The 25,856-nt window shown below is 72.8% G+C and carries 20 protein-coding genes and 2 pseudogenes; 9 read left to right on the forward strand and 13 right to left on the reverse strand.

Features of this window, described 5'->3' with window-relative positions:
* Window positions 1-199 precede the first annotated feature (199 nt).
* A complete protein-coding gene (locus tag ACGF12_RS29770; protein ID WP_393036651.1) occupies window positions 200-1,237 on the forward strand; it encodes an agmatine/peptidylarginine deiminase in 1,038 nt (345 codons plus the stop codon).
* A gap of 61 nt (window positions 1,238-1,298) precedes the next feature.
* On the forward strand, window positions 1,299-2,453 hold the full coding sequence (locus tag ACGF12_RS29775) for an agmatine/peptidylarginine deiminase (protein ID WP_393036654.1): 1,155 nt from the start codon (window positions 1,299-1,301) through the stop codon (window positions 2,451-2,453).
* Window positions 2,454-2,523: 70 nt separating this feature from the next.
* Here the strand turns inward: ACGF12_RS29775 and ACGF12_RS29780 are convergent, their stop codons facing one another.
* Complete coding sequence (locus ACGF12_RS29780) at window positions 2,524-3,741, reverse strand: agmatine/peptidylarginine deiminase (protein ID WP_393036657.1); 1,218 nt, start codon at window positions 3,739-3,741, stop codon at window positions 2,524-2,526.
* A 142-nt stretch (window positions 3,742-3,883) separates the two neighbouring features.
* Between ACGF12_RS29780 and ACGF12_RS29785 the strand changes: the two genes are divergently transcribed.
* Window positions 3,884-4,519, forward strand: coding sequence for a TetR/AcrR family transcriptional regulator (locus ACGF12_RS29785; protein WP_393036660.1), 636 nt, complete (start codon window positions 3,884-3,886; stop codon window positions 4,517-4,519).
* A 132-nt stretch (window positions 4,520-4,651) separates the two neighbouring features.
* Here the strand turns inward: ACGF12_RS29785 and ACGF12_RS29790 are convergent, their stop codons facing one another.
* Window positions 4,652-5,839: an agmatine deiminase family protein gene (locus ACGF12_RS29790; protein ID WP_393036663.1), complete on the reverse strand. Its 1,188-nt coding sequence runs from the start codon at window positions 5,837-5,839 to the stop codon at window positions 4,652-4,654.
* A gap of 529 nt (window positions 5,840-6,368) precedes the next feature.
* Window positions 6,369-6,488 (reverse strand): annotated as a pseudogene (locus ACGF12_RS29795) (transposase); the annotation flags it as partial.
* Window positions 6,489-6,564: 76 nt separating this feature from the next.
* On the opposite strand from ACGF12_RS29795, the gene ACGF12_RS29800 reads away from it, so the two are divergent.
* The gene (locus tag ACGF12_RS29800) at window positions 6,565-7,737 is read left to right on the forward strand and encodes an RNA-guided endonuclease InsQ/TnpB family protein (protein ID WP_393036666.1); all 1,173 of its coding nucleotides are present in this window, start codon (window positions 6,565-6,567) and stop codon (window positions 7,735-7,737) included.
* Here the strand turns inward: ACGF12_RS29800 and ACGF12_RS29805 are convergent.
* From ACGF12_RS29805 to ACGF12_RS29840, 8 genes are all read right to left on the reverse strand, one after another.
* Window positions 7,727-8,725: a DUF4436 family protein gene (locus ACGF12_RS29805; RefSeq protein WP_393036668.1), complete on the reverse strand. Its 999-nt coding sequence runs from the start codon at window positions 8,723-8,725 to the stop codon at window positions 7,727-7,729. The two genes, ACGF12_RS29800 and ACGF12_RS29805, sit on opposite strands and share 11 nt — an antisense overlap.
* 130 nt (window positions 8,726-8,855) lie before the next feature.
* A complete protein-coding gene (locus tag ACGF12_RS29810; protein WP_393036671.1) occupies window positions 8,856-9,653 on the reverse strand; it encodes an ABC transporter ATP-binding protein in 798 nt (265 codons plus the stop codon).
* Window positions 9,646-10,602, reverse strand: a complete 957-nt coding sequence (locus tag ACGF12_RS29815) for an ABC transporter ATP-binding protein (protein WP_393036674.1) — start codon at window positions 10,600-10,602, stop codon at window positions 9,646-9,648. The genes ACGF12_RS29810 and ACGF12_RS29815 overlap by 8 nt, the downstream gene beginning before the upstream one ends.
* 43 nt (window positions 10,603-10,645) lie before the next feature.
* Window positions 10,646-11,500 carry an ABC transporter permease gene (locus ACGF12_RS29820; RefSeq protein WP_393036677.1) on the reverse strand — a complete coding sequence of 285 codons (855 nt, stop codon included), beginning with the start codon at window positions 11,498-11,500 and terminating at the stop codon, window positions 10,646-10,648.
* Window positions 11,497-12,474, reverse strand: a complete 978-nt coding sequence (locus ACGF12_RS29825) for an ABC transporter permease (RefSeq protein ID WP_393036679.1) — start codon at window positions 12,472-12,474, stop codon at window positions 11,497-11,499. Before ACGF12_RS29825 ends, ACGF12_RS29820 begins: the two co-directional genes overlap by 4 nt.
* On the reverse strand, window positions 12,471-14,123 hold the full coding sequence (locus ACGF12_RS29830; RefSeq protein ID WP_393036681.1) for an ABC transporter substrate-binding protein: 1,653 nt from the start codon (window positions 14,121-14,123) through the stop codon (window positions 12,471-12,473). The genes ACGF12_RS29825 and ACGF12_RS29830 overlap by 4 nt, the downstream gene beginning before the upstream one ends.
* 163 nt (window positions 14,124-14,286) lie before the next feature.
* A complete protein-coding gene (locus tag ACGF12_RS29835; RefSeq protein ID WP_393036683.1) occupies window positions 14,287-15,306 on the reverse strand; it encodes an agmatine/peptidylarginine deiminase in 1,020 nt (339 codons plus the stop codon).
* A 102-nt stretch (window positions 15,307-15,408) separates the two neighbouring features.
* The gene (locus ACGF12_RS29840) at window positions 15,409-16,647 is read right to left on the reverse strand and encodes an agmatine deiminase family protein (RefSeq protein WP_393036685.1); all 1,239 of its coding nucleotides are present in this window, start codon (window positions 16,645-16,647) and stop codon (window positions 15,409-15,411) included.
* 160 nt (window positions 16,648-16,807) lie between these two features.
* Between ACGF12_RS29840 and ACGF12_RS29845 the strand changes: the two are divergent.
* Together ACGF12_RS29845 and ACGF12_RS29850 are read left to right on the forward strand one after the other, a co-directional pair.
* Window positions 16,808-17,389 (forward strand): annotated as a pseudogene (locus ACGF12_RS29845) (TetR/AcrR family transcriptional regulator); the annotation flags it as partial.
* Between the two features lie 218 nt (window positions 17,390-17,607).
* Window positions 17,608-19,344, forward strand: a complete 1,737-nt coding sequence (locus ACGF12_RS29850) for a protein kinase (RefSeq protein WP_393036687.1) — start codon at window positions 17,608-17,610, stop codon at window positions 19,342-19,344.
* A 90-nt stretch (window positions 19,345-19,434) separates the two neighbouring features.
* Here ACGF12_RS29850 and tatA read toward each other — a convergent pair whose 3' ends face one another.
* A complete protein-coding gene (gene tatA / locus ACGF12_RS29855) occupies window positions 19,435-19,725 on the reverse strand; it encodes a Sec-independent protein translocase subunit TatA (RefSeq protein ID WP_393036689.1) in 291 nt (96 codons plus the stop codon).
* 255 nt (window positions 19,726-19,980) lie between these two features.
* On the opposite strand from tatA, the gene ACGF12_RS29860 reads away from it, so the two are divergent.
* The 3 genes from ACGF12_RS29860 (at window position 19,981) to ACGF12_RS29870 (ending at window position 23,678) form a co-directional block, all read left to right on the forward strand.
* Window positions 19,981-21,171, forward strand: a complete 1,191-nt coding sequence (locus tag ACGF12_RS29860; RefSeq protein WP_393036692.1) for an agmatine/peptidylarginine deiminase — start codon at window positions 19,981-19,983, stop codon at window positions 21,169-21,171.
* Between the two features lie 87 nt (window positions 21,172-21,258).
* Window positions 21,259-21,972 carry an urease subunit gamma gene (ureA, locus tag ACGF12_RS29865; RefSeq protein ID WP_393036695.1) on the forward strand — a complete coding sequence of 238 codons (714 nt, stop codon included), beginning with the start codon at window positions 21,259-21,261 and terminating at the stop codon, window positions 21,970-21,972.
* Window positions 21,969-23,678, forward strand: coding sequence for an urease subunit alpha (locus ACGF12_RS29870; RefSeq protein WP_393036698.1), 1,710 nt, complete (start codon window positions 21,969-21,971; stop codon window positions 23,676-23,678). Before ureA ends, ACGF12_RS29870 begins: the two co-directional genes overlap by 4 nt.
* Before the next feature lie 330 nt (window positions 23,679-24,008).
* Here the strand turns inward: ACGF12_RS29870 and ACGF12_RS29875 are convergent, their stop codons facing one another.
* Window positions 24,009-25,640 carry an ADP-ribosyltransferase domain-containing protein gene (locus ACGF12_RS29875; RefSeq protein ID WP_393036701.1) on the reverse strand — a complete coding sequence of 544 codons (1,632 nt, stop codon included), beginning with the start codon at window positions 25,638-25,640 and terminating at the stop codon, window positions 24,009-24,011.
* Window positions 25,641-25,856 lie beyond the last annotated feature (216 nt).

Genomic DNA, 25,856 nt, shown 5'->3' on the forward strand with positions numbered 1-25,856 from the left:
TCCCCGGCAGGGGAGTCATGGCACGCCGATGAGTTTGACTGATTTTTCAGTCAATGCCAGCCTGAACCCGGAGCCTGAGCCACAGGCAGGGCGCTGCCGCCGGCGCGTTCCCGTGGTGCGCCGGTGCGTTGCGGCGCGAAGAGTGGACCTGGCGGCCCCGTGCGCCCTTCCGGCGCCGCCGCACGATCTGGAGACCCTCATGAGCCACTACCGCGATGACCGATCCACCGAGGCGTACCCCTGGGTGCCCGCCGACGACGTCCCGCACGCGCGGACCTGGATGTCCTGGCCCTCCCGCCGGGGCGTCTGGGGGCTGCGCCTGGGCGGCGTCCAGGAGGACATCGCCCTGATCGCCCGCACCATCGCGCAGTTCGAGCCGGTGGTCATGTGCGCCCCCGACGACTGGAGCGCGGACAAGGCCCGGGAGCGGTGCGGCGCCGCGGTGGAGGTGATCAGCGCCATCCCCACCGACGACCTGTGGATGCGCGACACCGCGCCGGTGTTCCGCCTGGACGGCTACGGCGGCCTGGAGGCCGTGGTCCTCAACTTCAACGGCTGGGGCAACAAGCAGGTCCACTACGACGACGCCCGGGTCGCCGAACGCGTCGCCACCCGCCGGGGCCTGCGCCACTCCTACGCGGACTTCGTCGGCGAGGGCGGCGCGATCGAGACCGACGGCGACGGCACCGTGATGGCCACCGAGAGCAGCCTGGTCAACAAGAACCGCAACCGCGGCATGAGCCGGGACGAGATCGAGGACGCCGTCCTGGAGGCCTACGGCGCGGACAAGATGATCTGGCTGCCCGGGATCAAGGGCCAGGACATCACCGACGACCACGTCGACGTCACCTCCCGCTTCGTCCGGCCCGGCGTGGTGATGGTGCAGCTGCCGCCCGCCGACCGGAACGACGCCTGGGCGCGGGACGCCCGCGAGCAGTTCGCCATCCTGTCCGCCGCGACCGACGCCCGGGGCCGCCGGCTGCACGTCATCGTGGTGCACGGCCCGGACACCGTCCGCTCCCGCAGTTCCAAGTTCGTGGACTCCTACCTCAACTTCCACCTCGTCAACGGCGGGGTCATCACCGCCCAGTTCGGCGACGCCTACAAGGACGCCGCCGCGCGGGACACCCTTGCCGCGGCCTTCCCCGGCCGGGAGGTGGTGCAGCTCGACGTCGACCGGCTGATGACCGGCGGCGGCGGCATCCACTGCTCGACCATGCACGAGCCGCTGCCGTAGCCGTCCCGCCCCTCCTTCCGCCGACCCCGACCACAGCCGGAGTAGCCGTATGACCACCGCCATGTCCCGCCGTACCCTGATGCGCAACCTGGCCGGCGCGGGCGCCCTCGCCCTCGGCCTGACCGCCTGCAACAACCTGGACGACCTCGACCCCGGGGACGCCGCCTCGGCCTCCCCCCAGCCCGGCGGTACCGCCCCGGGCGGCACGGGTGCCCGCCGCTTCGGCGCCGAGTGGGAGAAGCACCTGCGCACGGTGATGTCCTGGCCCGCCTCCGAGAACGTCTGGGGCGACCAGCTCCCGGACGTCCGCCGGGACGTCGCGGGCCTCGCCCAGGCGATCTCGGCGCGCGAGCCGGTCGTACTGATGGCCCGCCCCGAGCAGAAGGACGCCGCGCAGAAGGCCTGCGGCTCGGCCGTCGAGGTGGTGCCGATCGCCGTCGACGACCTGTGGGCCCGGGACACCCTGCCGGTCTTCGTCGAGGAGGGCGGCAAGGTCAAGGGCGTCGACTTCAACTTCAACGGCTGGGGCGGCAAGCAGCAGCGCGGCAACGACTCCAAGGTCGCCCGGACGGTGCTGGCCAAGTACGGCGTGGAGCGGGTCGAGACCCGGCTGGTCGCCGAGGGCGGCTCCTTCGAAACGGACGGCCAGGGCACCCTGCTGGTCACCGAGAGCTCCGTCGTCAACGACAACCGGAACCCGGGGATGAGCCGCGACCAGGTCGAGGCGGAGCTGAAGAAGGTCCTCGGCGTGACCAAGGTGATCTGGCTCGCGGGCGTCAAGGGCAAGGACATCACCGACGCCCACGTCGACTGCCTGACCCGGTTCGCCGCCCCCGGAGTCGTCCTGCTCGACCAGGCCTTCCCCGGCAGCCCGGCGGACGTCTGGTCCCGCTCGGCCGACCAGGCCCGCGGCATGTTCAAGGACGCCGTCGACGCGACGGGCAAGAAGCTGCAGGTGGTGGAGCTGCAGCAGCCCGACCCGGACAAGATCACCGGGCGCGGCGACGCCTTCGTCTCCTCGTACATGAACTTCTACATCGGCTCGAAGGGCGTCTACCTGCCGAAGTTCGGCGACGCCCGGGCCGACGACCGGGCGCAGCAGATCCTCAAGCAGTACTTCCCGGGCCGGGAGATCGTCCCGGTCAAGATCGACGCCATCGCGTCCGGCGGCGGCGGGATCCACTGCGCCACCCACGACATCCCCGCGCTCGGCTGACCGGGCGGGCCGGCCCGGGACCCGTCGTGGACGGGCCCCGGGCCGGCCGCCGTCGGGGTCGCGCGCGACTTCAGGCGGCGGGCTGCTGCTGGGTGACGCAGTGGATGCCGCCGCCGCCCGCCCCGAGGTAGTCGATGTTGAGCTGTTCGACGGTACGGCCGGGGAACAGCCGGGCGAGGGCGGCGAGGGCGGCGCTGTCGGCCTGGGTGTCGCCGAACTGGGCCGAGATCACCGCGTTGTTGCAGAGGTAGTAGTTGGCGTAGGAGCCGACGAAGTTCGGGTCGGCGGAGCGGATCCGGTAGTAGTCGGGGCCCTGGATGGTGCTGACCGAGATCGGGGCTCCCTGGGCGCTGGTGGCGGAGCCGAGGATCGCGTACTGCTGGCGCTCGTCCTGGGACCAGACGTCGGTGTCGCTGGGCAGCGGCAGTTGGACGACGGCCGTGCCGGCGCCGAGGAAGCGCGAGGTGGCGTCCACGTGGTCGTCGGTGATGTCCTGGCCGGCGATGCCGGGGAACCAGATCACCTCGGTGGCACCGTAGGCGGCGCACATGGCACTCTCGATCGCCGCCTGGGACATGCCGGGGTTGCGGTCGGCGTTGATGATGCTGCTCCGGGTGGCCATCAGCGTGCCGGAGCCGTCGGTCTCGATGGCGCCGCCCTCGGCGACCAGTCCGGCGGTGGTGAACGGGAGGCCGAGGTAGGCGGCGACGCGCTGGGCGACCAGGGCGTCGTTGCCGTGCGGGTTCTGATGGTTGCCCCAGCCGTTGAAGTTGAGGCCGATGGTGTCGAGGCCGCCCAGGCCGTCGGTGCGGAAGACCGGGCCGGTGTCCCGCATCCAGCAGTCGTCGACGGGGATGTCCCCGATGACGGTGACGGCCGGGCCGCACATCGAGCGCGCCTTGGCGACGCCGGCCGGGTTGGCGCACATGGTCACCGGCTCGTACTTGGCGATGGTCCGCGCGACGAGGGCGATGTTGGACTGGGCGCCGCCGAGCTTGCCGCGCCAGATGGTGCTGCTGTCCGGCCAGGCCATCCAGGTCCGGGTGTGCGGGACGGTGTCCAGCGGTACCCGCAGGCCGGCCGCGAGCCGCGGGGCGGCCGCGGTGCCGCGGGCCCGGGTGGCGGCCCGGGTCTGGCCGGCGGTCGCGCCGGCCAGCGCGGTGCCGGCGACGGCGAGCCCGGCAGCCGTCAGGAACCCGCGGCGGCCGAGTCGGGCCTCGACGGTAGGTCGGGCCTCGGCGGTCGGTCGGGGGTCGTCGGTGGTGTGGGGCCTGAAGCCTTCCTCCATCACTGCCTCCCTTTCAACGTCCTTTGGGGGTGGACGAGTTGACCGAAAAGGTAAAACTGGCCAAGCGCTCGGTCAATACTTCGCGCAGGCATCCGCACCGATCCGCCCTGCCGCCGCCCCCGGAGTGGCTACAGTGACGGCCATGGCGACACAGGCGACCGGCGCGGCCCCGCGACCGGACTCCGGACCGGGCGGCGGCCGGGCGCGCGCCTCCGCCAAGGGCGAGCAGACCCGGGCACGGCTGATCGCAGCCGCCCGCACCCTCCTCGCGGGCGACGGCGCCGGGCGGTTCACCACCCGCAACGTGGCCGCGCTGTGCGGGGTCTCGCACGGGATGTGCCACTACCACTTCGCGGACCGCACCGAGCTGATCGTCACCGTGGTGCAGGACATCCGGCCCGAGTGGATCACGCCGCTCGAGGAGGCCGTCACCGAGCCGGGCGGCTACGCCGAGCGCGCCGACCGGGTCCTGGCGCTGCTCACCCGGCCGGAGAGCCCCGACCTGGCGCGGCTGCACGCGGCCCTGCACTGGCTGGCCCTGAACGACGAACGCGTGCGCACCGCTCTGGAGGCCGAGTACGCGCGCTGGCGCTCCTCCTTCGTCCGGCTGTTCCGGTGCCTGGTCGAGGAGCGCGGCACCGGCACCGACCCGGTGCCGCTCGGCGAGGCCTTCGCCGCCGCCGTGGACGGGCTCGCCGCGATCGGCTCGCTGGACGGCACGGTGGACGCCGGCCGGGTGCTGCGGACCCTGCTGGACTCGCTGTCCGCCAGGGCGTGACCGGCCGGTGGGCCCGCCGCCACGTCCGCCCCTGGCCGGACGGACGGCCGGTCGTCACGACCCGTCATCGCGGCCCGTCGCCACACCCCGTCTCCACACCCCCTCGTCACGGTCCCTCGTCACGGTCCCTCGTCACGGTCCCGACGTCGCTGTCCCGGCGGCGGGCTGCTGCTGGGTGGCGCAGTGGATGCCGCCGCCGCCCGCGGCGATGTGGTTGATGGTCAGCTGGGTGACCTTGCGGCCGGGGTGGAGGTCGCCGATGATGCCGGCCGCGCGGTCGTCGGCGGCCTTGTCGCCGAAGCGCGGGACGATGACGCCGCCGTTGCAGACGTAGTAGTTGATGTAGGTGGCGAGGAAGTTCTTGCCCGCGCCCGGGATCAGGGCGACGTCCGGCTCGGGGAGGTCGACCACCTTGAGCGTCCGGCCCCTGGCGTCGGTCGCGGACTGCAGCACCTGAAGGGCCTGCGCGGAGGCGGTGGTCCAGACGTCCGGCGGGGTGTCGGCGGCCGGGCGGTGCAGCACGACGGTGCCGGGCTCGGCGAAGCGGGCCAGGGCGTCGACGTGGGAGTCGGTGATGTCCTGCCCGGCGACGCCCTTGAACCAGATCACCTTCTCGACGCCGAGCAGCTCCTTGAAGCTCGCCTCGATCTGGTCGCGGCTCTTGCCGGGGTTGCGGTTGTCGTTGACCCAGGCGCTCTCGGTGGCCATCAGCGTGCCCTCGCCGTCCACCTCGATGCCGCCGCCCTCGCCGGTGATCGGCGCCTGGAGGCGGGTGATGCCGTAGTGGTCGAGGAGGTTGCGGGCGACCTGACTGTCGTTGACGTGGGTCTGCTTGCCGCCCCAGCCGTTGAAGTTGAAGTCGATCCCGGCCAGGCCCTGGGAGCCGGTGACGAAGGTCGGGCCGGTGTCCCGGGCCCACAGGTCGTCGACCATCAGCTCCAGCACCTCGACCGAGGAGCCGCAGGCCTGGCGTGCCTGGTCGGCCTGGTCGGGCCTGGCCAGCAGGACGACCGGTTCGAAGCCCGCGACGGCCTGGGCCAGGCCGGCGATGTCCTGCCGGACACCGGGGAGTTGGTCGCCCCACACCTCCTCCAGGGCCGGCCAGGCCATGAAGGTGCGGGTGTGCGGGCTCGACTCGGCGGGCATCGCCCTCCCGGCGGCGGCCGGGCCGCTGGACGGCGCCGCGCCCGAGGCCGCGCCGCCCGGCCCGGGCTGCTCCTTCGCCGTGCCGTCGGAGGAGCAGCCACCGGCCAGGGCGAGGGCGGCGAGCGCGGCGCCGGACTGCAGGAGGGCACGGCGGGACGGCCGGGAGGGAGCCATCGGGCCTCGTTCCGGTAGGTGTCGGGTACGGCTCCGCAGGCTACTGAGAACGCGGTCGGGATCCGGCGCGGCGTGGCTCCGCCGTTCGGGGGAATCCGCGTACCCGCCGTCCGGCAGCCGCCGCCCGCCCTCCGCTCAGGAGGCCTCGGCGGCCTCCGCAGCCTCCCGCTCCCGGCGCAGCCGATGCTCGGTGCGGATGCCGGACCAGGCGGTGCAGGCCAGGATTGCGGCGATGATCCCTCGGCCCAGAAGAACGCCACCAGGAAAGCGGGCGGGTGCCTCGGGCTTCAGCCCGAGGGTGAAGCCCGTCGCCTGCGGAGCAGGACAGGAAGCGGCGTTTCGCCGTCAAGGCGGACCGCCGTCCACCCCGGTCGGACAGGCCGGTTCTGCTGCTCGACTTATTGGCGCAGGACGCTGATCGGTGCGCCGCCGACCGATCCGGCGAGATAGGGGCCGGACCGGAGACGTGGTGCCCGCCGGTCGTGCTGTACGAGGTCGAGGAATTCTCCCCCGGAGGGGGCGCCCCCAGGCGCGGGCGGCGGGAGCTGACGCCTTTGAGGCTGTTGACCAGCCTGGGGGCGGCGACCTTGGGCGGGAGGTTCACCAGGAGGTGGACGTGGCTGTTCTCGCCGTTGAACTCGACCAGCTCGCGGCGAACACACAATGTCCACCCGATTTTCCTGATGCCCAGCCATAAATGAACGTCAGTTAGTACAGTGATTGTTGTGCAGCTCCGATACTCCTTTCGCCTCCACCCGACGGTAGGTCAGTGCAAGTCACTGGCTCGCGCGTTCGGGTGTGCGCGGGTGGTGTGGAACGATGCGCTGCGCATCCGGCAGGACGCACACGTGGCGGGGCTGCCGTTCCCGAAATCCGCTGATCTGTCCAAGTCCCTGATCACACAGGCGAAGAAGACTCCTGAGCGGGAGTGGTTGTCCGACGCTCCGGTGGGTGTGCTGCAGCAGTCGCTGCGCGATCAGGACCAGGCGTGGCGGAACTTCTTCGACAGCGTCAAGGGCAAGCGGGGCGGCCCGAAGATCGAGCCGCCCCGGTTCAAGACCCGCCGGGACAACCGGCAGACCGCCCGTTACACCCGCTCGGACCGCTGGTCGATCACCGGCGCTGACCGGCTGCGCCTGCCGAAGGTCGGCGATGTGAAGGTCACCTGGTCGCGTCGGCTGCCGTCCGACCCCACGTCCGTGACGGTGATCAAGGATCCGGCGGGTAGGTACTGGGCGTCGTTCGTTGTCGAGACCGACCCCGCCGCCGACCTCCTCCCAGAGGTCGGAGCGGACTGCGGGATAGATCTCGGGCTCACGCACTTCGCGATCACCGACCGGGGCGTGAAGGTCGACAGTCCCCGTTTCCTGCGCCGGGCCGAGAAGAAGTTGAAGAAGGCGCAGCGGGAGCTGTCCCGCAAGGTCAGGGGGTCGAGGAACCGGGAGAAGGCCCGGGTCAAGGTCGCGCGGGCTCATGCCCGGGTGGCGAACGCGCGTAGGGACTGGCAGCACAAGCTCTCGACCCGGCTGATCAGCGATAACCAAGCTGTGTACGTCGAGACGCTGAGCGTCGCCGGTCTCGGGCGTACTCGCCTGGCCAAGTCCGTGCACGATGCCGGGTGGTCGCGGTTCGTCGGCATGCTGGAGTACAAGGCCGCCCGGTACGGGCGCACTCTGATCCGGGTGGACCGGGGGTTCCCGTCCTCCCGCCTGTGCTGCGCCTGTGGGCACAACACCGGAGCGAAGCCGCTCAGCGTCCGGGAGTGGGAGTGCCCGTACTGCGGCACCCGGCACGACCGGGACGTGAACGCGGCCCGCAACATCCGCACCGAGGGCCGCCGCATCCGGGCGGCCCGACAGCAGCACATACCGGGGGACGTACCGGCCCTCACCGGGTGACCGAGTGAGGTAAACGCCTGCGGATCGCCAGAAGACCACCCGGTCGGAAATCGGGAGGCACGCGAGCAACCCCCACCAGGGGAGGAAGCAGGAACCAACCACCACGCCCACGCGCAGCGGTACCGCGCGAAGCGTGGTAGGAATCCCCGGCGTTCACGCCGGGGAGCTTGGGAGTCAAGTAGTCCATCAGCGAACCGATCGGCGGCGAGCCGGGGGCGGCGTTGCGCATGCCGATCAGGGCGAACAGGCTCGCCGCCATCCAGCCCAGGGAGGGCCAGACCAGCCCCTCGCGCTTGCGGTAGAGCACCTCGGCGGCGCCGAGGACGGCCAGGGCGATGGCCCACATCGCGGCGATCATGAACCAGGAGAGGATGAAGGTGCTACGGGAGCGGGTGATCCTGGCGTCCAGGGTGACGCTGCCGGTGGCCGAGGCCTTGGCCTGCGGGCGCACCACGAAGAACGGGTCGGTGTCGGTGAAGGCCAGGCCGACCGGGACGGCCTGGCCGCCGCTGGTGGCGCTGAACCCGGCCTCGGTGCGGTAGCGGTCGAAGGGGTAGTCGGTCTTGGTGCCCTCGTACATGCCGACCTGGACGGCCTGGGCGGCCGCGCTCTCGCCCTCGGCCGCCTTGATGGTGGCCTTGGGGAGGCCGGCCAGGGTGATCTCGACGGGGCGGGCGAAGGCCTGGGAGTCCGGTGCGGCGGCGAGCTTGCCGTGCGGGACGGGCGTGACGTAGAGCGTCAGCTGCTGGCCCGTCGGGTCGACGTCCTGGGCGGTGACGTCCAGTTCGATCCAGTCGGGTGCCGACGGGATCGCCAGCTCCCTGGTCTGCTCGCGGGTGTTGCGTTCGTTGAGGTACAGCCCGATCCCCGCTCCGCAGAGGGTGACGACCACCGCCAGGACGGCGGTGAACCGCCAGTGGCGGCGGCGTCGGGGGGCCGGGTGCACGGCCGACTCGGTCGCGGCGGTTTCGTCGATGGTGACCTGCACGGTCGTCCTTTCTGCGGCGGAACGCGCCGGGCCGGCAGGGTCGCTGCCGGCCCGGCGCCGTCCGCCGGTGGTGCTCGTTCGCCCGGGCCCCCCGGCAGATCCCACCACCTGCCGGGCCGCCCGGGCCGTCTTACAGTGCGCGGCGCGCGGCGGCGATCCGGTCGGGATCCCAGCCGGGCCGGGGGACGGACTCCAGCAGCAGCCTGGTGTAGGCGTGCTCCGGGGAGTCCAGGACGTGGGCGGTGGGGCCGGATTCGACGATCCGTCCGTGGCGCATCACGATCACCTCGTCGGTGACGCAGCGGACCACGCCGAGGTCGTGGGTGATGAAGAGGTAGCCGATGCCGGTCTCCTCGCGGATGTCGGCGAGCAGGTTGAGCACCTGCGCCTGGACCGAGACGTCCAGGGCGGCGACCGCCTCGTCCAGGACCAGGACGGCCGGTCGCACGGCCAGCGCCCGGGCGATGGCGACGCGCTGGCGCTGGCCGCCGGAGAGCTGCCGGGGCAGCGCCTCGGCAGCCCGGGTGCCCAGGCCGACCTGGTCGAGGAGTTCCCGGATCCGGGCCGGGTGGTCGGTGTCGGGGAAGTGCAGCCGCAGGGTCTCGCGGAGCACGGCCTCGACGCTGGTGCGCGGGTCCAGGGAGAGGTACGGGTCCTGGAAGACCATCTGGACCTCCCGGGCGCGGGCCAGCCGTTCGGCCCTCCCCCGCGCCCGGCCGCTCCGGGCCCGGCCGTGGACCAGGACCTCGCCCGCGTCGGCCTGTTCGAGGCCGACCACGATCCGGGCGGTGGTGGTCTTGCCGGAGCCGGACTCGCCGACGATGCCGAGCGAGCCGCCGGCGTCGAGGGTGAAGGAGACGTCGTCCACGGCCTGCACACTGCCGAAGGTGCGGCGCAGTCCGCTGACCCGCAGGACGGGCTCAGCCATCGGTGCGGCTCCCTTCGAGCGGGTGGTGGCAGGCGGCCGGGTGCTCGCCCTGTTGGGCGGGCACCTGCTCGCGGCAGATCCCGGTCGCGTGGCGGCAGCGTTCGGCGAACGCGCAGCCGGTCAACTCCCTCCGCAGATCCGGAGGTTGGCCGTCGATGGCGGCGAGCCGGCCGGCCGGGGCGTCCAGCGCGGGGGTGGCCGCGAGCAGGGCGGCGGTGTACGGGTGGCGGGGCCGCTCGAACAGCGCCGCGGCGGGGCCGTGTTCGGCGATCCGCCCGGCGTACATCACGTAGACCCGGTCGCTGATCGCGGCGGCGAGGCCGAGGTCGTGGGTGACGAACAGCAGGCCGGTGCCGAAGCGTTCGCGCAGCCGGCCGAGCAGGGCGACCACCTCGGCCTGGCTGGTGACGTCCAGCGCGGTGGTGGGCTCGTCGGCGAGCAGCAGGACCGGGTCGCCCATCAGGGCGGCGGCGATCATGACGCGTTGCAGCATGCCGCCGGAGAGCTGTCCGGGGTAGCGGCGCAGCAGTTCCGGTCCGAGGCCGACGGCGTCGAGGAGTTCCACGGCCCGCCGGTCGGCGTCCGCGGCGCTCATCGTGCCGGTGAGCCGCACGCTCTCGGTGAGGAAGTCGCCGATCCGGCGCAGCGGGTTGATGGCGGCCCGGGGGTCCTGGAAGATCATCGCGGCCTGGCCGGTGCGCAGGGCGCGCAGCCGGTCGGGCTCCATGGTCAGGACGTCCTGGCCGTCGACCAGGACCTTGCCCTCGGTCTCGGCGCCCGGCGGCAGCAGGCCGAGGGCGGTGCGGGAGGTGAGGGTCTTGCCGGAGCCGGACTCGCCGACCAGGGCAACGGTCTCGCCGACGCCGACGGTGAGGTCGACGCCGTCGAGGACGGGGCGGGCGGTGCCGGGCAGTCGGAGCCGGAGGCCCTGGATGTCGAGGGCGTTCACGCGGTCCTTCCCGTGGTGCGGTGGTCGTTCACGTGCTTCCCGTTCATGCGGACCTCCGGGCGACCTGGTCGGCCCAGCGTTCGCCGACGACGTTGAAGGCGACGACGGTCAGCACGATGAGGGCGCACGGCAGGATCGCGGAGAGCGGGTAGCCGTGCTGGATCGCGGTCTGGCCGTCGAAGACCACCCGGCCCCAGTCGGGGGTGAGGGCGGGGACGCCGAGTCCGAGGAAGGACAGGCCTGCGAGGTCCATCAGGGCGTAGCCGAAGTTGACGGCGGACTGGGCGAGGACGATCGGCGCGATGTTGGGCAGGACGTGCCGCAGGCAGATCTGCAGGGCCGAGTGACCCTGGACCTGGTACGCGGAGACGTAGGGCCGGGTCCGTTCGGCCAGCACCAGGGAGCGGGTGAGGCGGGAGACGTAGGGCAGGTAGGCGATCGCCAGGGCGACGACCGGGGCGAGCAGGCCCTCCCCGTACACCGAGACGATCAGGATGGCGAGCAGCATGCCGGGGAAGGCGAAGACCAGTTCGGTGCTGCGGGACAGGACGGAGTCGAGCCAGCCGCCCCGCCAGCCGGCGGCGAGGCCGACCGCGATGCCGGCGACCGTGGAGAAGGCGACGACGCCGAGCGGGCCGAGCAGCGAGGTGCGGGCGCCGAGCAGGAGCCGGGAGAGGGTGTCGCGGCCCGCGGCGTCGATGCCGAGCAGGTGGTCGGGCGAGGGCCCGGCGAGGGCGTTGCCGAGGTCGACGCCGTTCGGGTCGTACGGCGCCAACCAGGGCGCGAGCAGCGCGGCGAGCACCACCAGGGCGGCGAAGCCGAGGCAGATCAGGTGGAGCGGGCCGCCGGCGGACTTGATCCGGGCGAGGCCGGGGCGGCGGGTGAGGGCGACACTCATGCGTCGGACCTCCTGGAGCCGAGGGTGACCCGGGGGTCGACCAGCGGGTGGAGCAGGTCGACGATCAGGTTCACCGTCATGAACAGGGCGACGATGATCAGCGAGATGGCCTGGACGGTCGGGAAGTCCTTGGTGGTGGTGGACAGTTCGAGCAGCTGGCCGAGCCCGCCGATGCTGAACGCGGACTCCACCAGGATCGTGCAGACAAGCAGGGTGGAGACGATCAGGCCGCCGGTGGTCAGCACGGTGCCCAGCGCGTTGCGGAACACGTGGCGGCTGATCACCTCGCGCTCCGGGACGCCCCGGCTACGGGCGACGGTGACGTGCTCGCCTTCCAGGGCCTCCAGCATCGCCGAGCGGGTGACCCGGGCGAGCATGCCGATCAGGTACAGCGCGAGGGCGATCGCCGGGAGGGTGAGGTGCCAGAGCATGTCGCCGAGGCCGTCACCGGCGCCGCTGGTCGGGAACCAGCCCAGCTTCACCGCGAACAGGCCCTGCAGCAGGACGGCCGCGACGAAGGAGGGCGTGCCGAGGGCGAAGGTGGTGGTGACCAGGATGGTGGAGTCGGTCGCGCCGCCGCGCACCGCGCCGAGCCGGCCGAGCACCAGGCCGACGACGACCACGACCACCAGGGCCATGGCCACCAGCAGCATGGTCGCCGGGAGCCGGTCGGCGAGCAACTTGGAGACGTCGGTGCGGTAGGTGATGGAACGCCCGAAGTCGCCCTGGAGGACCTGGCCCAGCCACCGGAGGTAGCGGACCAGGAACGGGTCGTCCAGGTGGTACTGCTCGTTGATCGCCTGGAGGGCCTCCGGGGAGGCCGACCGGCCGGACAGCAGGAAGCTCGCCGGGTTGCCCGGCGCGAGGTACATCGCGCCGAACACCACGAAGGACGCGCCGAGCAGGGTGACCGCCATCTCCAGCAGGCGTCGGGCCGCGAACCTCAGGAAGCCCATCGCTCCGGGGGAGTTCACCGGGCGGCCCCCACATCGGCGGCCCACGGGTAGTACATGTACGAGATGGTGGTCGGGGCGCCGGTGATCCGCTTGTTGAGGAAAAGAGCGGTGGGCCACTCGGCGACCGGGATCCAGAGCAGCTGCTGGGAGGCGGTCTGCTGGAGCTTGGCCTCGATCGCGGCGCGCTTGGCCGGGTCGTACTCGGCGGTGGCCTGGTCGACCAGCCCGTCGTAGGCCTGGTCGCTGTAGCCGCCGAAGTTCTGGTACGCGCCGGTCTTGAAGTTGGCCAGCAGGTCGAGCGGGTCGGTCACCGAGTCGTAGTAGGTCTCGGGGAAGAGGTCCAGGCCCTCCCGGGCCTTGGGGTCGGTGAACAGCGCGGTGAAGGCGTTCGGCGCGATGGTCTTGAGCTGGACGTTCAGGCCGATCTGCGCGCCGGCGGACTGGACGGCGGTGGCGAGCAGCGAGACGTCCTGGCCGATGGTGCTGGTGGCGACGGTGACGGTCTTGCCGCTCGCGCCGGCCTCCTTGATCAGGGCCTTGGCCTGGTCGAGGTCCTGGGCGGTGGGGGTGAGGTTCTCGAAGGCGCTCTTGCGGACGTCCTCGGGGGCCCCGCCCCAGGCGGCCTTGGTGGTGAGCGAGCCGGTGACGGTGCCGGCGCCGGCCAGGCCGGTCTTGACGAAGCCGGAGCGGTCGAGCGCCAGGGACAGCGCCTTGCGGACCCGGACGTCGCCGAGCACGCCCTGGAGGTTGGTGACGTTGAGGTTGACGGTGCTCAGGCCCTCGCCGAAGTAGAGCGTGCCCGGGCCGGTCTTCTTCAGCCGGTCGTAGCTCTCGGTCGGGATCAGGTAGCCGCCGTCGACCTCGCCGCTGAGCATCGCGTTGGTGCGGGCGGAGGGGTCGGTGAGGAAGCGGAAGACGGCCTTCTTGGCCTTGGCCTTGGTGCCCCAGTAGTCGTCGAAGCGCTCCAGCTCGATCGACTGGCCCTTGTTCCAGGTGCCCAGCCGATAAGGGCCGGTGCAGTCCAGGCTGCCGGCCGTGCCGTAGTCCTTGCCCGCCGCCTCGACCCCGGCCTTGGCGGCGACGACGCCGGCGGCCGTGGCCATGTACTGCGGGAACTGGGAGTCGGGGCGCTTGAGCTTGACGGTGACCTGGAGCGGGCCGGTCGCGGTGACGGAGTCGACGTTCTGGAAGGTCTGGGCCCAGGCCGCGGCGTTGTCCGGGTTGGTCTGGCGGCCGAAGCTGTAGACCACGTCGTCGGCGGTCATCACCGAGCCGTCGTGGAAGTGCACGCCGGAGCGCAGGTCGTAGACCCAGGTGGTCGGGTCCGGGTTGGAGGCCTTCTCGGCCAGTCCGGGGGCCAGGGTGAGCTGGGGCGTCCAGCGCATCAGGCTCTCGCAGACGTTGGCGAGGATGGTGTTCTGCGGGTAGTCGAACGCCTGGATGTAGTCGAGCGTGGGCGGCTCGGCGTAGGTGGCCCAGGTGAAGGAGTCGATGTCGCCCTTGGCCTGCGGGGTGGTGGCGGAGAGCTGGACGCCGGCCTGGTCGCCACCACCGTTGTGCGGCGGGCCGGAGCAGGCGGCGACCAGGGCCGCGGCGGAGAGCAGGGCCGTGGCGGCGAGGGCGAGCCGGCCCGGGGAGGTGGCGCGTCTCGCGGGGGTGAGGGTCATGAGGGGGACTTTCGGTCGGAGCGGGGAGAGGACGTGGGGGCCTCGCGGGCTTGCGGGCGTACGGTCCGGACCGCTTTCGGGCCCGACCCTGTCCGGGTCGGGCCGCTGGTGGGGTCCGGAGAGCGTACGACCCTGCTTCCGGCGGGCCGCGCGAGGGGGTCCGTCAGCCGCGGGCGGCCGGGACCTGCTGGGTGATGCAGTGGATCCCGCCCCCGCCCCAGGCGATCACCCGGGAGCGGACGCCGACGACCTTGCGGCCCGGGTACGCCGCGGCCAGCACGGCGAGGGCGCCCTCGTCCTCGGGGTGGTCGGCCACCGGGACGACGACGGCGCCGTTGGCCAGGTAGTAGTTGAGGTAGCCGACCTCGACCTCGCGGCCGTCGACCTCCACGAACGCGGCCTGCGGGACGTCGACGATCTCGAAGGGGCGGCCCTGGGCGTCGGTGGAGTGCTCCAGCACGGCGCGGTTGGCCCGCATCCGGGCGTAGTCGGGGTGCTCGGGGTCGGCCGGGAGCTGGATGACGACCTTGCCGGGGGCCGCGAAGGCGCAGACCCCGTCGACGTGCCCGTCGGTCTCGGTGTCCAGCAGGCCGCCGTAGGGCAGCCAGATCACCTTGGTCACGCCGAGGCGCTGCTTGAGTTCGGCCTCGATCTCCTCGCGGCTCATGCCGGGGTTGCGGTTGGGGTGCAGCAGGCACTGCTCGGTGGTGATCAGGGTGCCCTCGCCGTCGACGGTGATCGCGCCGCCTTCGAGGATCATCTCGGAGCGGACGGCCGGGACGTCGAGGTGCTCCAGCAGCAGGGCGCTGATCCGGTCGTCGGCGTCCCAGGGGTGGTGCTTGCCGCCCCAGGCGTTGAAGCGGAAGTCCACGCCCGCGCGGCGGCCCTCGGCGTCGAGCACGAAGATCGGCGCGGAGTCGCGGAACCAGGAGTCGTCCAGCGGCAGTTCCACGACGGTGACACCGGCGACGCCCGCGCCGCACAGGGCGCGTGCCTCCTCGCCGTGGCCGGGCGGGGCGACCATCGTCACCGGCTCGAACTCGGCGATGGCGCGGGCGACTTCGGCGTACTCGCGCTTCACCTCGGCGAGCGTGTCGCCCCACAGGTCCGCACGGACGGGCCAGGCCATCAGGCAGCCCTCGTGTTCGGTCCACTCGGCGGGCATGCGGTACGTGACGGTCACGGGATACCTCTTCGGGATCGGGTGTGCGGGTGGAGCGATGGGCCCGGCGGCCCGCCTCCGTGGGGTTGGCCCGCGGGCCGCCGGGGGTCTCGGGGGGGTGGCTCAGACGGCCGGCGGGACGCTGGGCTGGGACTGGGTGGCGCAGTGGATGCCGCCTCCGCCGCTCGCGATGTTGTCGATGTTCAGCTGCACCACGTCGCGGTCCGGGTAGGCGGCCTGGAGGATCGCGTACGCCGCTGCGTCGGCGGCGGTGTCACCGAACTGCGGGACGAAGACCGCACCGTTGGCGGTGTAGTAGTTGGTGTAGCTGGACAGGAAGTCCTTGCCCCTGCCCCGGATCAACTGCCGGTCGGGGCCGGGGAGTTCGGTGACGACCAGGGGGCGACCCTGGGCGTCGGTGGCGTCGGCCAGGATCTGCTTGGACTGCTGGTAGACGTCGATCCAGATCTGCGCGGTGCCCGGGCCGGGCTGGTCGAGGACGACCCGACCGGGCGCGGTGAAGCGGGCCAGGCAGTCGATGTGGTCGTCCGTGATGTCCTGGCCGGCCAGGCCGGGGAGCCAGATCACCTTGCTCAGGCCGAGGCTGGACTTGAGGGCCTGCTCGACCTGGTCCTGGGTCATGCCGGGGTTGCGGTTGGGGTTGACCAGCGAGCTGACGGTGGCCAGCAGGGTGCCCTGGCCGTCCGTCTCCAGTGCGCCGCCCTCGCCGGTGAACGGCGCGCGGACGCGGTCGACGCCGTAGCCGCGGAGGAGGGTGGCCGCGACGGCGGCGTCCTCGGCGTAGGGCTGGTAGTAGGACGTACCGCTCTTGCCCCAACCGTTGAAGTTGGTGTCGAGCCCGGCGACCGCACCCGGGGCGGTGAGGAAGGTCGGGCCGAAGTCCCGGATCCACAGGTCGTCGTTGGGGATCTCCAGGACGGTGATGCCGTAGGCGCCGCCGCGGCCCAGCCAGTACCGGGCGTCGGCGGCCTGGCCGGGGCGGGCCACCACGACGACCGGCTCGTACCGGGAGATCGCGTAGGCGACCCGGGCGATGTCGTCGCGGACGGCGGAGAGCTGGCTGCCCCAGATCGAGGACAGGGCGGGCCAGGCCATGAAGGTGCGGTCGTGCCGGTCGGTCTCGGCCGGCATCCGCAGCCCGGGGGTGGCTGCGGCCGCGGCCGTCCGGGGATCGGCGCTCGGGGCGTAGTCGCTGCCCGGGGCGTAGTCGGTGGTCGCCGCGTGGGCGGCGGCCGGCAGGGCCGCACCGAGCGCCAGCACCGGCAGGGCCGTCGCGCCGTACTGGAGCAGCCTTCGACGCGAGGGCATGGGGGTGGCCTCGGAAGGCTTGGGAATGATCATGAAACGCTCCCTGGAAGAGGTGGGAGGTGTGGGGGTTGCCCCGCATCCTGTACCTCACTGAAAATCCAGTCAACCCCGTGAGCCGGATAAAGCGAAACGACCTGACAAACTGATCAGGATTTCGTCAAGACCGCAACCAGGACGGGTAGAGTGAGCGTCCATGTCAGACCGCCGGACAGGGATACTCCAGGCCGCCACCCGCGTCATCGCCCGACGCGGCGTGCGCGGCCTGCGGATGGGCGAGCTGGCCGCCGAGGCCGGCGTGTCCACCGCACTGATCTACTACCACTTCACCGACCGGGCAGGGATCCTGCGGCAGACGCTGGAGTACATCGGCGACCGCGCCGACCACTACACCGCCGAGGACCGCCCCGCCCTCGACCGGGCCCCCGGCCAGGCCAGGGACCCGCGCGCCGACCTCGAACAGGTCCTGCTGCTGGAGCTCCAGGACACCGCCGAGGTGCGCGAGAACAGCACCGCCTGGGGTGAGCTGCGGGCCACCGCCGTGTTCGAGCCGGACCTGCGCGAGGAACTGGCGCGGAGCACCCACAGCTGGGTGCACGACGTCGCCGAGCTGCTCGCCCGCGCCGACCCGAGCGGCACCGCCCCGGCCCACGCGGCCGCCGCGGAACGGCTCACCGCCCTGGTCGAGGGCCTCAGCGTGCGCTGGCTGAGCGGCTCGCTGCCGATCGAGCACGCCCGCCGGCTGCTGCGCGGCGCCGTCGAGGCGGAGCTGGAGCGCGGCCGGGCGGAGCCGAGGCGCGACCGGACGGAACCGGAGCGTGGCCGGGCGGAGCAGGAGCGCGGCCGGGCGCGCGGCCTCCGGCGGCCCGGCGGGGTCGGATTCGGCGGATCCTGACGAAACCTCTAAACTCTGCGGCGCCAGCGAGCCGTCGCCTGCCCACCCAGGGCCCGGACGGCTCCGCGTCCCGTCCCTGTCCGCCGAGAGAGGCAGCCCGCATGTCCGCTGACCGATCCCCCTTCGCCCTCCAGCCGGTCTTCCAGGAGCTGACCGCGGACGACCCGCGCGAGATCGGCGGCCACCTGCTGTACGCGCGGCTCGGCGCCGGCGGCATGGGCCGGGTCTACCTCGCGTACACCCCGGGCGGCCGGCCGGTGGCGCTCAAGGTGGTGCGGCCCGAGCTGGCCGAGGACCCCGAGTTCCGGGCCCGGTTCGCTCAGGAGGTGGCCAGCGCCCGGCGCATCCACGGTCTGTTCACCGCACAGCTGGTCGACGCCGGCCCGGACGCCGCCACGCCGTGGCTGGCCACCACCTACGTGCCGGGCCCGTCCCTGCAGCAGGTGGTGCAGCGCTTCGGCCCGCTCCCCGAACGGACCGTCCTGCTGCTGCTGGCCGGCATCGCGGAGGCGCTCCAGGCGATCCACGCCAGCGGGGTGGTCCACCGCGACCTCAAGCCGGCCAATGTGCTGATCGCCGCCGACGGCCCCCGGGTGATCGACTTCGGCATCGCCCGCGCGGCCGACGCCAGCGCGCTGACCGGCACCGGGCTGCGGATCGGCTCGCCCGCCTACATGGCCCCCGAGCAGGCCATGGGACAGGCCGCGACACCGGCCACCGACGTGTACGCCCTCGGCGCCCTCGGCGTGCACGTCGCGGGCGGCACCCCGCCCTTCGGCGACGGACCGGACCCGGCGGCGCTCTACCGGACGGTCCACGAGGAGCCCGACCTCGACCGGGTCCCGGAGAGCCTGCGCGAACTGCTCCGGCACTGCCTGGCCAAACGGCCGGAGGACCGGCCGACCACCGCCGAGGTGATCGCCGCCGCCCGCAACCACCCGGCGGTGGGCGGGCGGCTCAGGTTCGGCGAGGACTGGCTGCCGTACCCGCTGACCAGCCAGATCACCCGGCACGCCGACCTGCCCCAGGTGCCCGCCGAGGCCGCCCGCCCCGGCCTGGACTCGGCCCCGACGGTCCTCGGCTCATCGGCCGGGCCGACGCCCACCCTGCTCGCTGCCGCGCCCGCCCCGGTGGCAGCCTCCGCCGCGGCCTCGCCCGGGCCCGGCGCCGTGCCGGGTCCGGGCACGAGTCCGAGCCCGCGTCCGGAAGCGCGGCCGAAGCGGGCCCTCGGGCGCACCGCGCTGATCGCCGCCGTCGCCCTGGCCGTCGGCGCCGCGGCGGCGGTGTTCGTGCTCGACGACCCGGATCCGGTGGAGACGGCGACGGCCGAGGCCCCGGTGTCCGGGTCCGCCGAGCCCGGCACACCTCCGGCCTCGCCGACGCCCACCGGATCGCCGGGCCCCGCGCGCTCGGGCCCCGCGACGGCCTCGCCGACCCGCCCGGCGCCGTCGGCACCCGCCGCCGACTACACGGCGGACTACCGGGCGGTCGAGCTCACCTCGGCGGACCCGGGGTACGAGTTCGACCTGGCCTCGGGCACGGTGGTGCCGACCGACAGCGCGAGCTGGTACGTCGGGCGCACCGACGGTGAGTTCCTCATCCCGGAGAGCGCCGACTCCTACATCGGCCGGGACGCCGGTCTCGGCCTCGCCGAGTGCCTCCAGGGGCTCGGCAGCCGTCCCAGTGCGCGGCTGCCGTTCAGCGCGGTCGGCGCGCGCGGCGCCTTCTGCGTCCGGTCCGCGGACGGCCGGGAGCTGGCCGTGGTCCGGGTGCTGTCGGCGGCCGGCGCGGACGGGCCGGTCAAGGTGTCGCTGGACCACTACCACCGCAACGGCTGACCCGGTCGGCACGACCGAGAGCCCGTCGTCCCTCCACTCGGTGGTGGGGGCGACGGGCTCTCGGCGCTTCCGGGGTCGCGGCGGGACCGGTCAGGCCGGCCGCCGGGCCGACTCGGCCGTTCCGACGGCGGGCGTGCCGGGGGTGGGCATGCCGGGGGTGGCCGTCCCGGTGGCGGGCGTGCCGGGGGTGGCCGTCCCGGTGGCGGCCGTGCCGGGGCTGGGCGGGTCCTCCTCCCGCATGGCCGCCGTCTCCGCCTTGAGGATGCGCATCGACTTGCCCAGTCCGCGCGCCATGTCCGGAAGCTTCTTGGATCCGAAGAGCAGCACCACGACCGCCAGCACTATCAGGAGGTGCCAGGGCTCCAGACCATTGCGCAGCATCTCCGCCTCACCCGGCCTTTCATCGTCGGGACCGTAACCGCGTTCGGGCGGCCCGGGTCGTCTCGGGGTGGTTTGGTGGCTTCACCGTAGAGCTTGACTGATTTTTCAGTCAATGCGAGAGTTCAGTCCCGGCGCTGCCGACCACTCGCGTCGACTCACGGCCCCCGACCACTCGCGTCCGCCGATCCGCCGTCGACCGCCGCCCGCGCGCAGCCACCGCACCTCGATCCACCCTCGGCCCCACCGGAGATCACCGTGTCCCAGTCCTCCCTCGCCCGCCGCACGGTGCTGCGCTCCCTCGCCGGTGCCGGTGTGCTCGCCCTCGGCGTGACCGCCTGCGCCGCCGACGAGGACCCGGCCGAGCCGGCCGCCCCGTCCTCCGGCGCCGCCGAGCAGCCGTCCGGGCCGGCCCCGGCGAACCCCTCGGCGCCCGCACCGGCGCGCGGACGCCGGCTCGGCGGCGAGTGGGAGAAGCACGAGCGGACCTTCATGGCCTGGCCCGCCTCCGAGAACGTCTGGGGCGAGCAGCTCGGCGCCGTCCGGAAGGACATCGCCGCCGTGGCCCGGGCCATCGGCCAGCGCGAGCCGCTGGTCCTGCTGGTCCGTCCCGGCCAGGAGGACTCGGCCCGCAACGCCTGCGGCAAGGACGTCGAGCTGCTGTCCGTCCCGGTGGACGACCTGTGGGCCCGCGACACCGTCCCGGTGTTCGTCGAGGACGGCGGAAAGGTCAAGGGCGTCGACTTCAACTTCAGCGGCTGGGGCGGCAAGCAGGAGCACGGCAACGACGCCCGGATCGCCCGGGCGGTGCTGGACAAGTACGGGATCGAGCGGGTCGCGACCCAGCTGGTCGCCGAGGGCGGCTCCTTCGAGAGCGACGGCCAGGGGACGCTGCTGGTCACCGAGAGCTCGGTGGTCAACGACAACCGCAACCCTGGCCGGGACCGCGACCACGTCGAGGCCGAGCTCAAGCAGGCCCTGGGCGTCACCAAGGTGATCTGGCTGGCGGGCGTCAAGGGCAAGGACATCACCGACGCCCACGTCGACTGCCTGGCCCGCTTCGCCGCGCCCGGCGTCGTCTTCCTGGACCAAGCCTTCCCCGGCACCCCGGCGGACGTCTGGTCCCGCTCGGCCGACCAGGCCCGGGCCGTGCTGGCGGAAGCGACCGACGCGACCGGCAAGAAGCTGAAGGTCGTTGAGATCAGCCAGCCCGACCCGGACAAGATCACCGGGCGCGGTGACGCCTTCGTCTCCTCGTACATGAACTTCTACATCGGCAACAAGGGCGTCTACCTGCCACTGTTCGGCGACTCCCGGGCCGACGGGCACGCCCAGGAAGTGTTCAAGGACCAGTTCCCGGACCGCGAGATCGTCCCGCTGCAGATCGACACCATCGCGTCCGGTGGCGGTGGCATCCACTGCTCCACCCACGACCAGCCCGCCGGCTGACCCGCCCGCCCAGCGGTCCCGCCGCCCCGCGCTCCCGCCGCCCAGCCGTCTGACGCCGTCCCGCCGCCCCGAGGGAGAACCGACCCCGTGCAGCTGACCCCCACCGAACGCGACCGGCTACTGATCTTCACCGCAGCCGAACTCGCCCGCGCCCGCCGCGCCCGCGGCCTGCGGCTCAACATCCCCGAGGCCACCGCGCTGATCTCGGACACCGTCTGCGAGGCCGCCCGCGACGGCCTGCGGCTGACCGAGGCCGTGGCACGCGGGCGGTCAGTCCTCTCCCCCGACGACGTACTGCCCGGCGTGCCGGACCTGGTCACCGAGATCCAGGTCGAGGCGGTGTTCGAGGACGGCACCCGCCTCGCCGTGATCGCCGACCCGTTCGGCGGCGGCGGTCTCGGCGAGGCGGCGCCCGGCGCCGTCCTCCTCGCCGACCACAGCGCCCCCTCCCCACGGCCGGTGTGCACGGTGGCCGTGCGCAACACGGCCGAGGTGCCGGTCTCGGTCACCTCGCACTTCCACTTCTTCGAGGCCAACCCGCGCCTGGACTTCGACCGGGCCGCCGCGTACGGGATGCACCTGGCCGTCCCGGCCGGATCCTCGGTGCGCTTCGACCCGGGCGCCGTCGTCGAGGTCGGCCTGGTGCCGATCGGCGGCGAGCGGGTCGCGATCGGCTTCGCGGGGCTCGTGGACGGCCCGCTGGACTCGCCCCGGGTCCGGCGGGAGGCGCTGCGGCGGGCCGCCGCGCAGGGCTACCTCGGGGTGAGCGGTGACGACGACGCAAAGGAGACCGAGCGGTGAGCAGCAGCATCGAGGCGTCCGAGTACGCGGCCGTGCACGGCCCGCGCGCCGGGGACCGGGTCCGGCTCGGCGACAGCGGGCTGGTCGTCCGGGTCGAGTCGGACTCCCAGCAGCCGGGGGACGAGTTCCTGGTGGGCTTCGGCAAGACCGCCCGGGACGGCCTGCACCTCAAGGCCGCCGCCGTCCGGGACACCTGCGACGTGGTGATCAGCAACGTGCTGGTGATCGACGCGGTCCAGGGCATCCGCAAGACCTCGATCGGCATCCGGGAGGGCCGGATCACCTCGATCGGGCGGGCGGGCAACCCCGACACGCTCGACGGGGTGGAGGTGGTGGTCGGCACCGGGACGACGATCGTCTCCGGCGAGGGGCTGATCGCCACCGCTGGCGCCATCGACACCCATGTCCACCTGATGTCGCCGCGGATCATGGAGGCCTCGCTGGCCTCCGGCGTCACCACGATCATCGGCCAGGAGGTCGGCCCGGCCTGGGGTGTGGGCGTCAACTCCCCCTGGGCGCTGCGCCACGCGTTCAACGCCTTCGACGCCTGGCCCGTCAACATCGGCTTCCTGGGCCGCGGTTCGTCCTCGCACCCGGCTCCGCTGGTGGAAGCCCTGGCCGAGGGCGGCGCCTGCGGGTTCAAGGTGCACGAGGACATGGGCGCCCACACCCGGGCGCTGGACACCGCACTGTCCGTGGCCGAGGTGCACGACGTCCAAGTGGCGCTGCACACGGACGGGTTGAACGAATGCCTGTCGGTGGAGGACACCCTGCGCGTGCTGGAGGGCCGGACCATCCACGCCTTCCACATCGAGGGCTGCGGCGGCGGGCACGTCCCCAACGTGCTGAAGATGGCGGGCGTGCCGAACGTCATCGGCTCCTCCACCAACCCCACCCTGCCCTTCGGCCGGGACGCGGTGGCCGAGCACTACGGCATGATCGTCTCCGTCCACGGGCTCAAGGTCGACCTGCCCGGCGACGCCGCGATGGCCCGCGACCGGATCCGCGCCGGGACGATGGGCGCCGAGGACGTCCTCCACGATCTGGGGGCCATCGGCATCACCTCCTCCGACGCCCAGGGCATGGGCCGGGCCGGGGAGACGGTGCGCCGCACCTTCGCCATGGCCGGCAAGATGAAGGCCGAACTCGGCCCGATGGAGGGCGACGGGCCGGACGACGACAACGAGCGGGTGCTGCGCTACATCGCCAAGCTGACCGTCAACCCGGCCATCGCGCACGGGCTCAGCCACGAGGTCGGCTCGATCGAGGTCGGCAAGCTCGCCGACATCGTGCTCTGGCGCCCGGACCACTTCGGCGCCAAGCCGCAGCTCGTCCTCAAGGCCGGGTTCCCCGCGTACGGTGTCACCGGCGACCCGAACGCGGCCACCGAGACCTGCCAACCCCTGGTCCTGGGGCCGCTGTTCGGCGCCCACGGCGCGACCCCGGCCGACCTCTCGGTCGCCTTCACCAGCCGCGCCGCGGCCGAGTCCGGCAGCGGCGACCGCCCGTACGACAGCATGACGACGCGCCGCCGCCGCGTCGCCGTCCGGAACACCCGCGGCATCGGGCCCGCCGACATGGTCCGCAACAGCCGCCTGGGCGAGGTCCTGGTCGACGCGCGGACCGGGCTGGTCACCCTCGACGGCACCCCGCTGCGCTCCGAGCCCGCCGAGGAGGTCGCCCTGAGCCGGCTCTACTTCCTCTGACGTCAAGCCACAAGGACGGGCTGTCCGGCAGCTCCCGCATCCGCTTGGCACGGGTCCGCAGGTAGCGGCCCAGCGCCTCCGCGCTCGCGCCGTCGCCCGACACGTCCTCGCCGGCGACGACCTGGTGGTCGGCTTCCGCCACCTGCCGGGCCGTCGCCGCGCGGCAGGCCTCGACATGGGCCCGCTCACGTGCCAACTCGCCGTCGAGGCCCAAGGTCTCGGACGTCATCGCTTCCCCCGTGGTCGGCTCGGCTGCTGTTCGGAGGAGCCATCACGACTTAACCAAGTAACTCTCCTAACTGAGTCAGATATTAGTGGGCCGTGGTCGGCTCAGGACACCAGGGGCGCCTCCTCGACCTCGGTCAGCGTCACGGTGCACAGCCCGCCGCGCTGGGCCTGCACGTCCGTGACCTTCAGCTGGGTGCCCGGCAGCAGGATGAACTCCTCCTCCCCCGTGAACGCCGAGAACCGCTGGATGCCCGCGGCCCGCAGCGGGCGCACCTCGAACAGCGTCCGCTTGCCCCGGCTGCCCAGGAAGGACTGGGCCACGCCGAGCTTGGAGGTGCAGGAGGACACGCCCCACCACGTCACCGTCCGCCCGAGCGGGTACTGCTTGCGCAGGTCCAGCGAGACCCCGCGCCAGAGCGGCTCGGTGCGCACCGGAAGCTGCGAGACCGCCGCGAACAGCAGCCGCAGGTACGGCAGGTACGGCACCAGCCGGCCGCGGTCCGGCGAGCGCAGCACCGCGTTGATCTCCCGGTAGAACGCGGACTCGCAGGTGTAGAGGTAGAGCGCCGCGATCGCGTCGGCGGACAGGCCGGACTCCCCCTCGTCGGCGCGCCGCTTGCCGAAGTCGTGCGACAGCGCGACGTGCCGGTCCAGGCCCCGGAGCAGCTCGGCCACCGGGGCCACGGCTCCCCGGAAGTCCATCAGCGGCGTGTCGAACACCCCGCTGATCGCCGGGAGTTCGAGGCCCTCGTCCTTGACGCTCGCGAGTCGGTCCAGGTAGAGCTGGTGCAGCTCCATGGTCGAGGCGATGAACGCGCCCATCCGCTCGGCGACCCCGCCGTCCGCACCCCCGCCCTGCGCCGCACCGGTGTTCCAGCCCGCACTGGGGAGCCAGTCGACCTCCTCGCAGCCGAGCGAGGCGAGCGCGGCGTTCACCGTGGCGAAGTGGTCGCCGTCGCAGAAGATGTCGCCCTGGGCGGCCGGGTTGGCGTGGTCGATGTGGCGGACCTCGACCTCGGGGTACTTCTTCTGCAGCCGCAGCACCACGTTCTTCAGGCTGCGCGCGTGCGCGCCCCACCAGGCGAAGACGACGCCCCGGTCCTCCTCGTCGGCCTGCTGCTTGGCCCGGAGGATCTCCTCGATGATCCGCTCGGCCACCGGCCGCCAGAACCCGGTGTGCTGGTCCGGCCCCATCGCGCCGTCGGCACTGGCGGTCAGGGCCGCGTTCAGCAGCAGCACGCCCTGGGTCAGCATCGCCTGGAACCACTCCGGCGGCTGGACGGTCTCCCGCTCCTTCAGCAGTGCCCGTATGTCGGCGATCGGCGTCTTCTTGGGGATGCCGTACTTCCACATCGCCGCGGCCTTGATGAGGCAGCGGATGCTGATCACCCGGCCGAACTGGCTGTCCTTCCAGTCGTGGAAGGTGTTGTCGAACATGGCGATGCCGGTGGCGCTCTCCGGCCGCGGGTAAGGGTTCTGGCCGAAGACCACGACCTTCCACTTGTGCGGTGCGTGCGGCTTGAGCGCCTGGAAGGTCAGCTCGCGGACGGGCACGACCTCCGGGCTGCGGCCCGGACCGATGAACGAGGCCGCGCCGGGCTGCGCCTCGATGACCGGCTTCAGCAGCGGGAGCCACGGCTCGCCGCCGCCACGGAACAGCTCCGCGAGGGCCAGCGGGTCGTTCGGGTCGTTCGGCTCGGGCTGGGCAGCGGTGGGGGTGTCGGCAGCGCTCATGGCGGTACTCCGGCTGGATCGGATCACGGAACGGGAGGTGACTGTCCGTCAGCTTCCCGGCGGACAGCACATTCCTAGCAGCCGGGACCGACAGTCCCGGGCGGCCGGCCGGCGGCGGACGGATTGATGCTCCTATGGGCTGTCAAGCGGCGGTGAGCCATTCGCGGTAGGAGTTGGCGAGGTCGTCGTCTCGGCGGATCCCGCGTTCGAGGGTGG

Origin of the sequence: Kitasatospora sp. NPDC048296 (assembly GCF_043201815.1) — a bacterium.
Lineage (GTDB): Bacteria > Actinomycetota > Actinomycetes > Streptomycetales > Streptomycetaceae > Kitasatospora.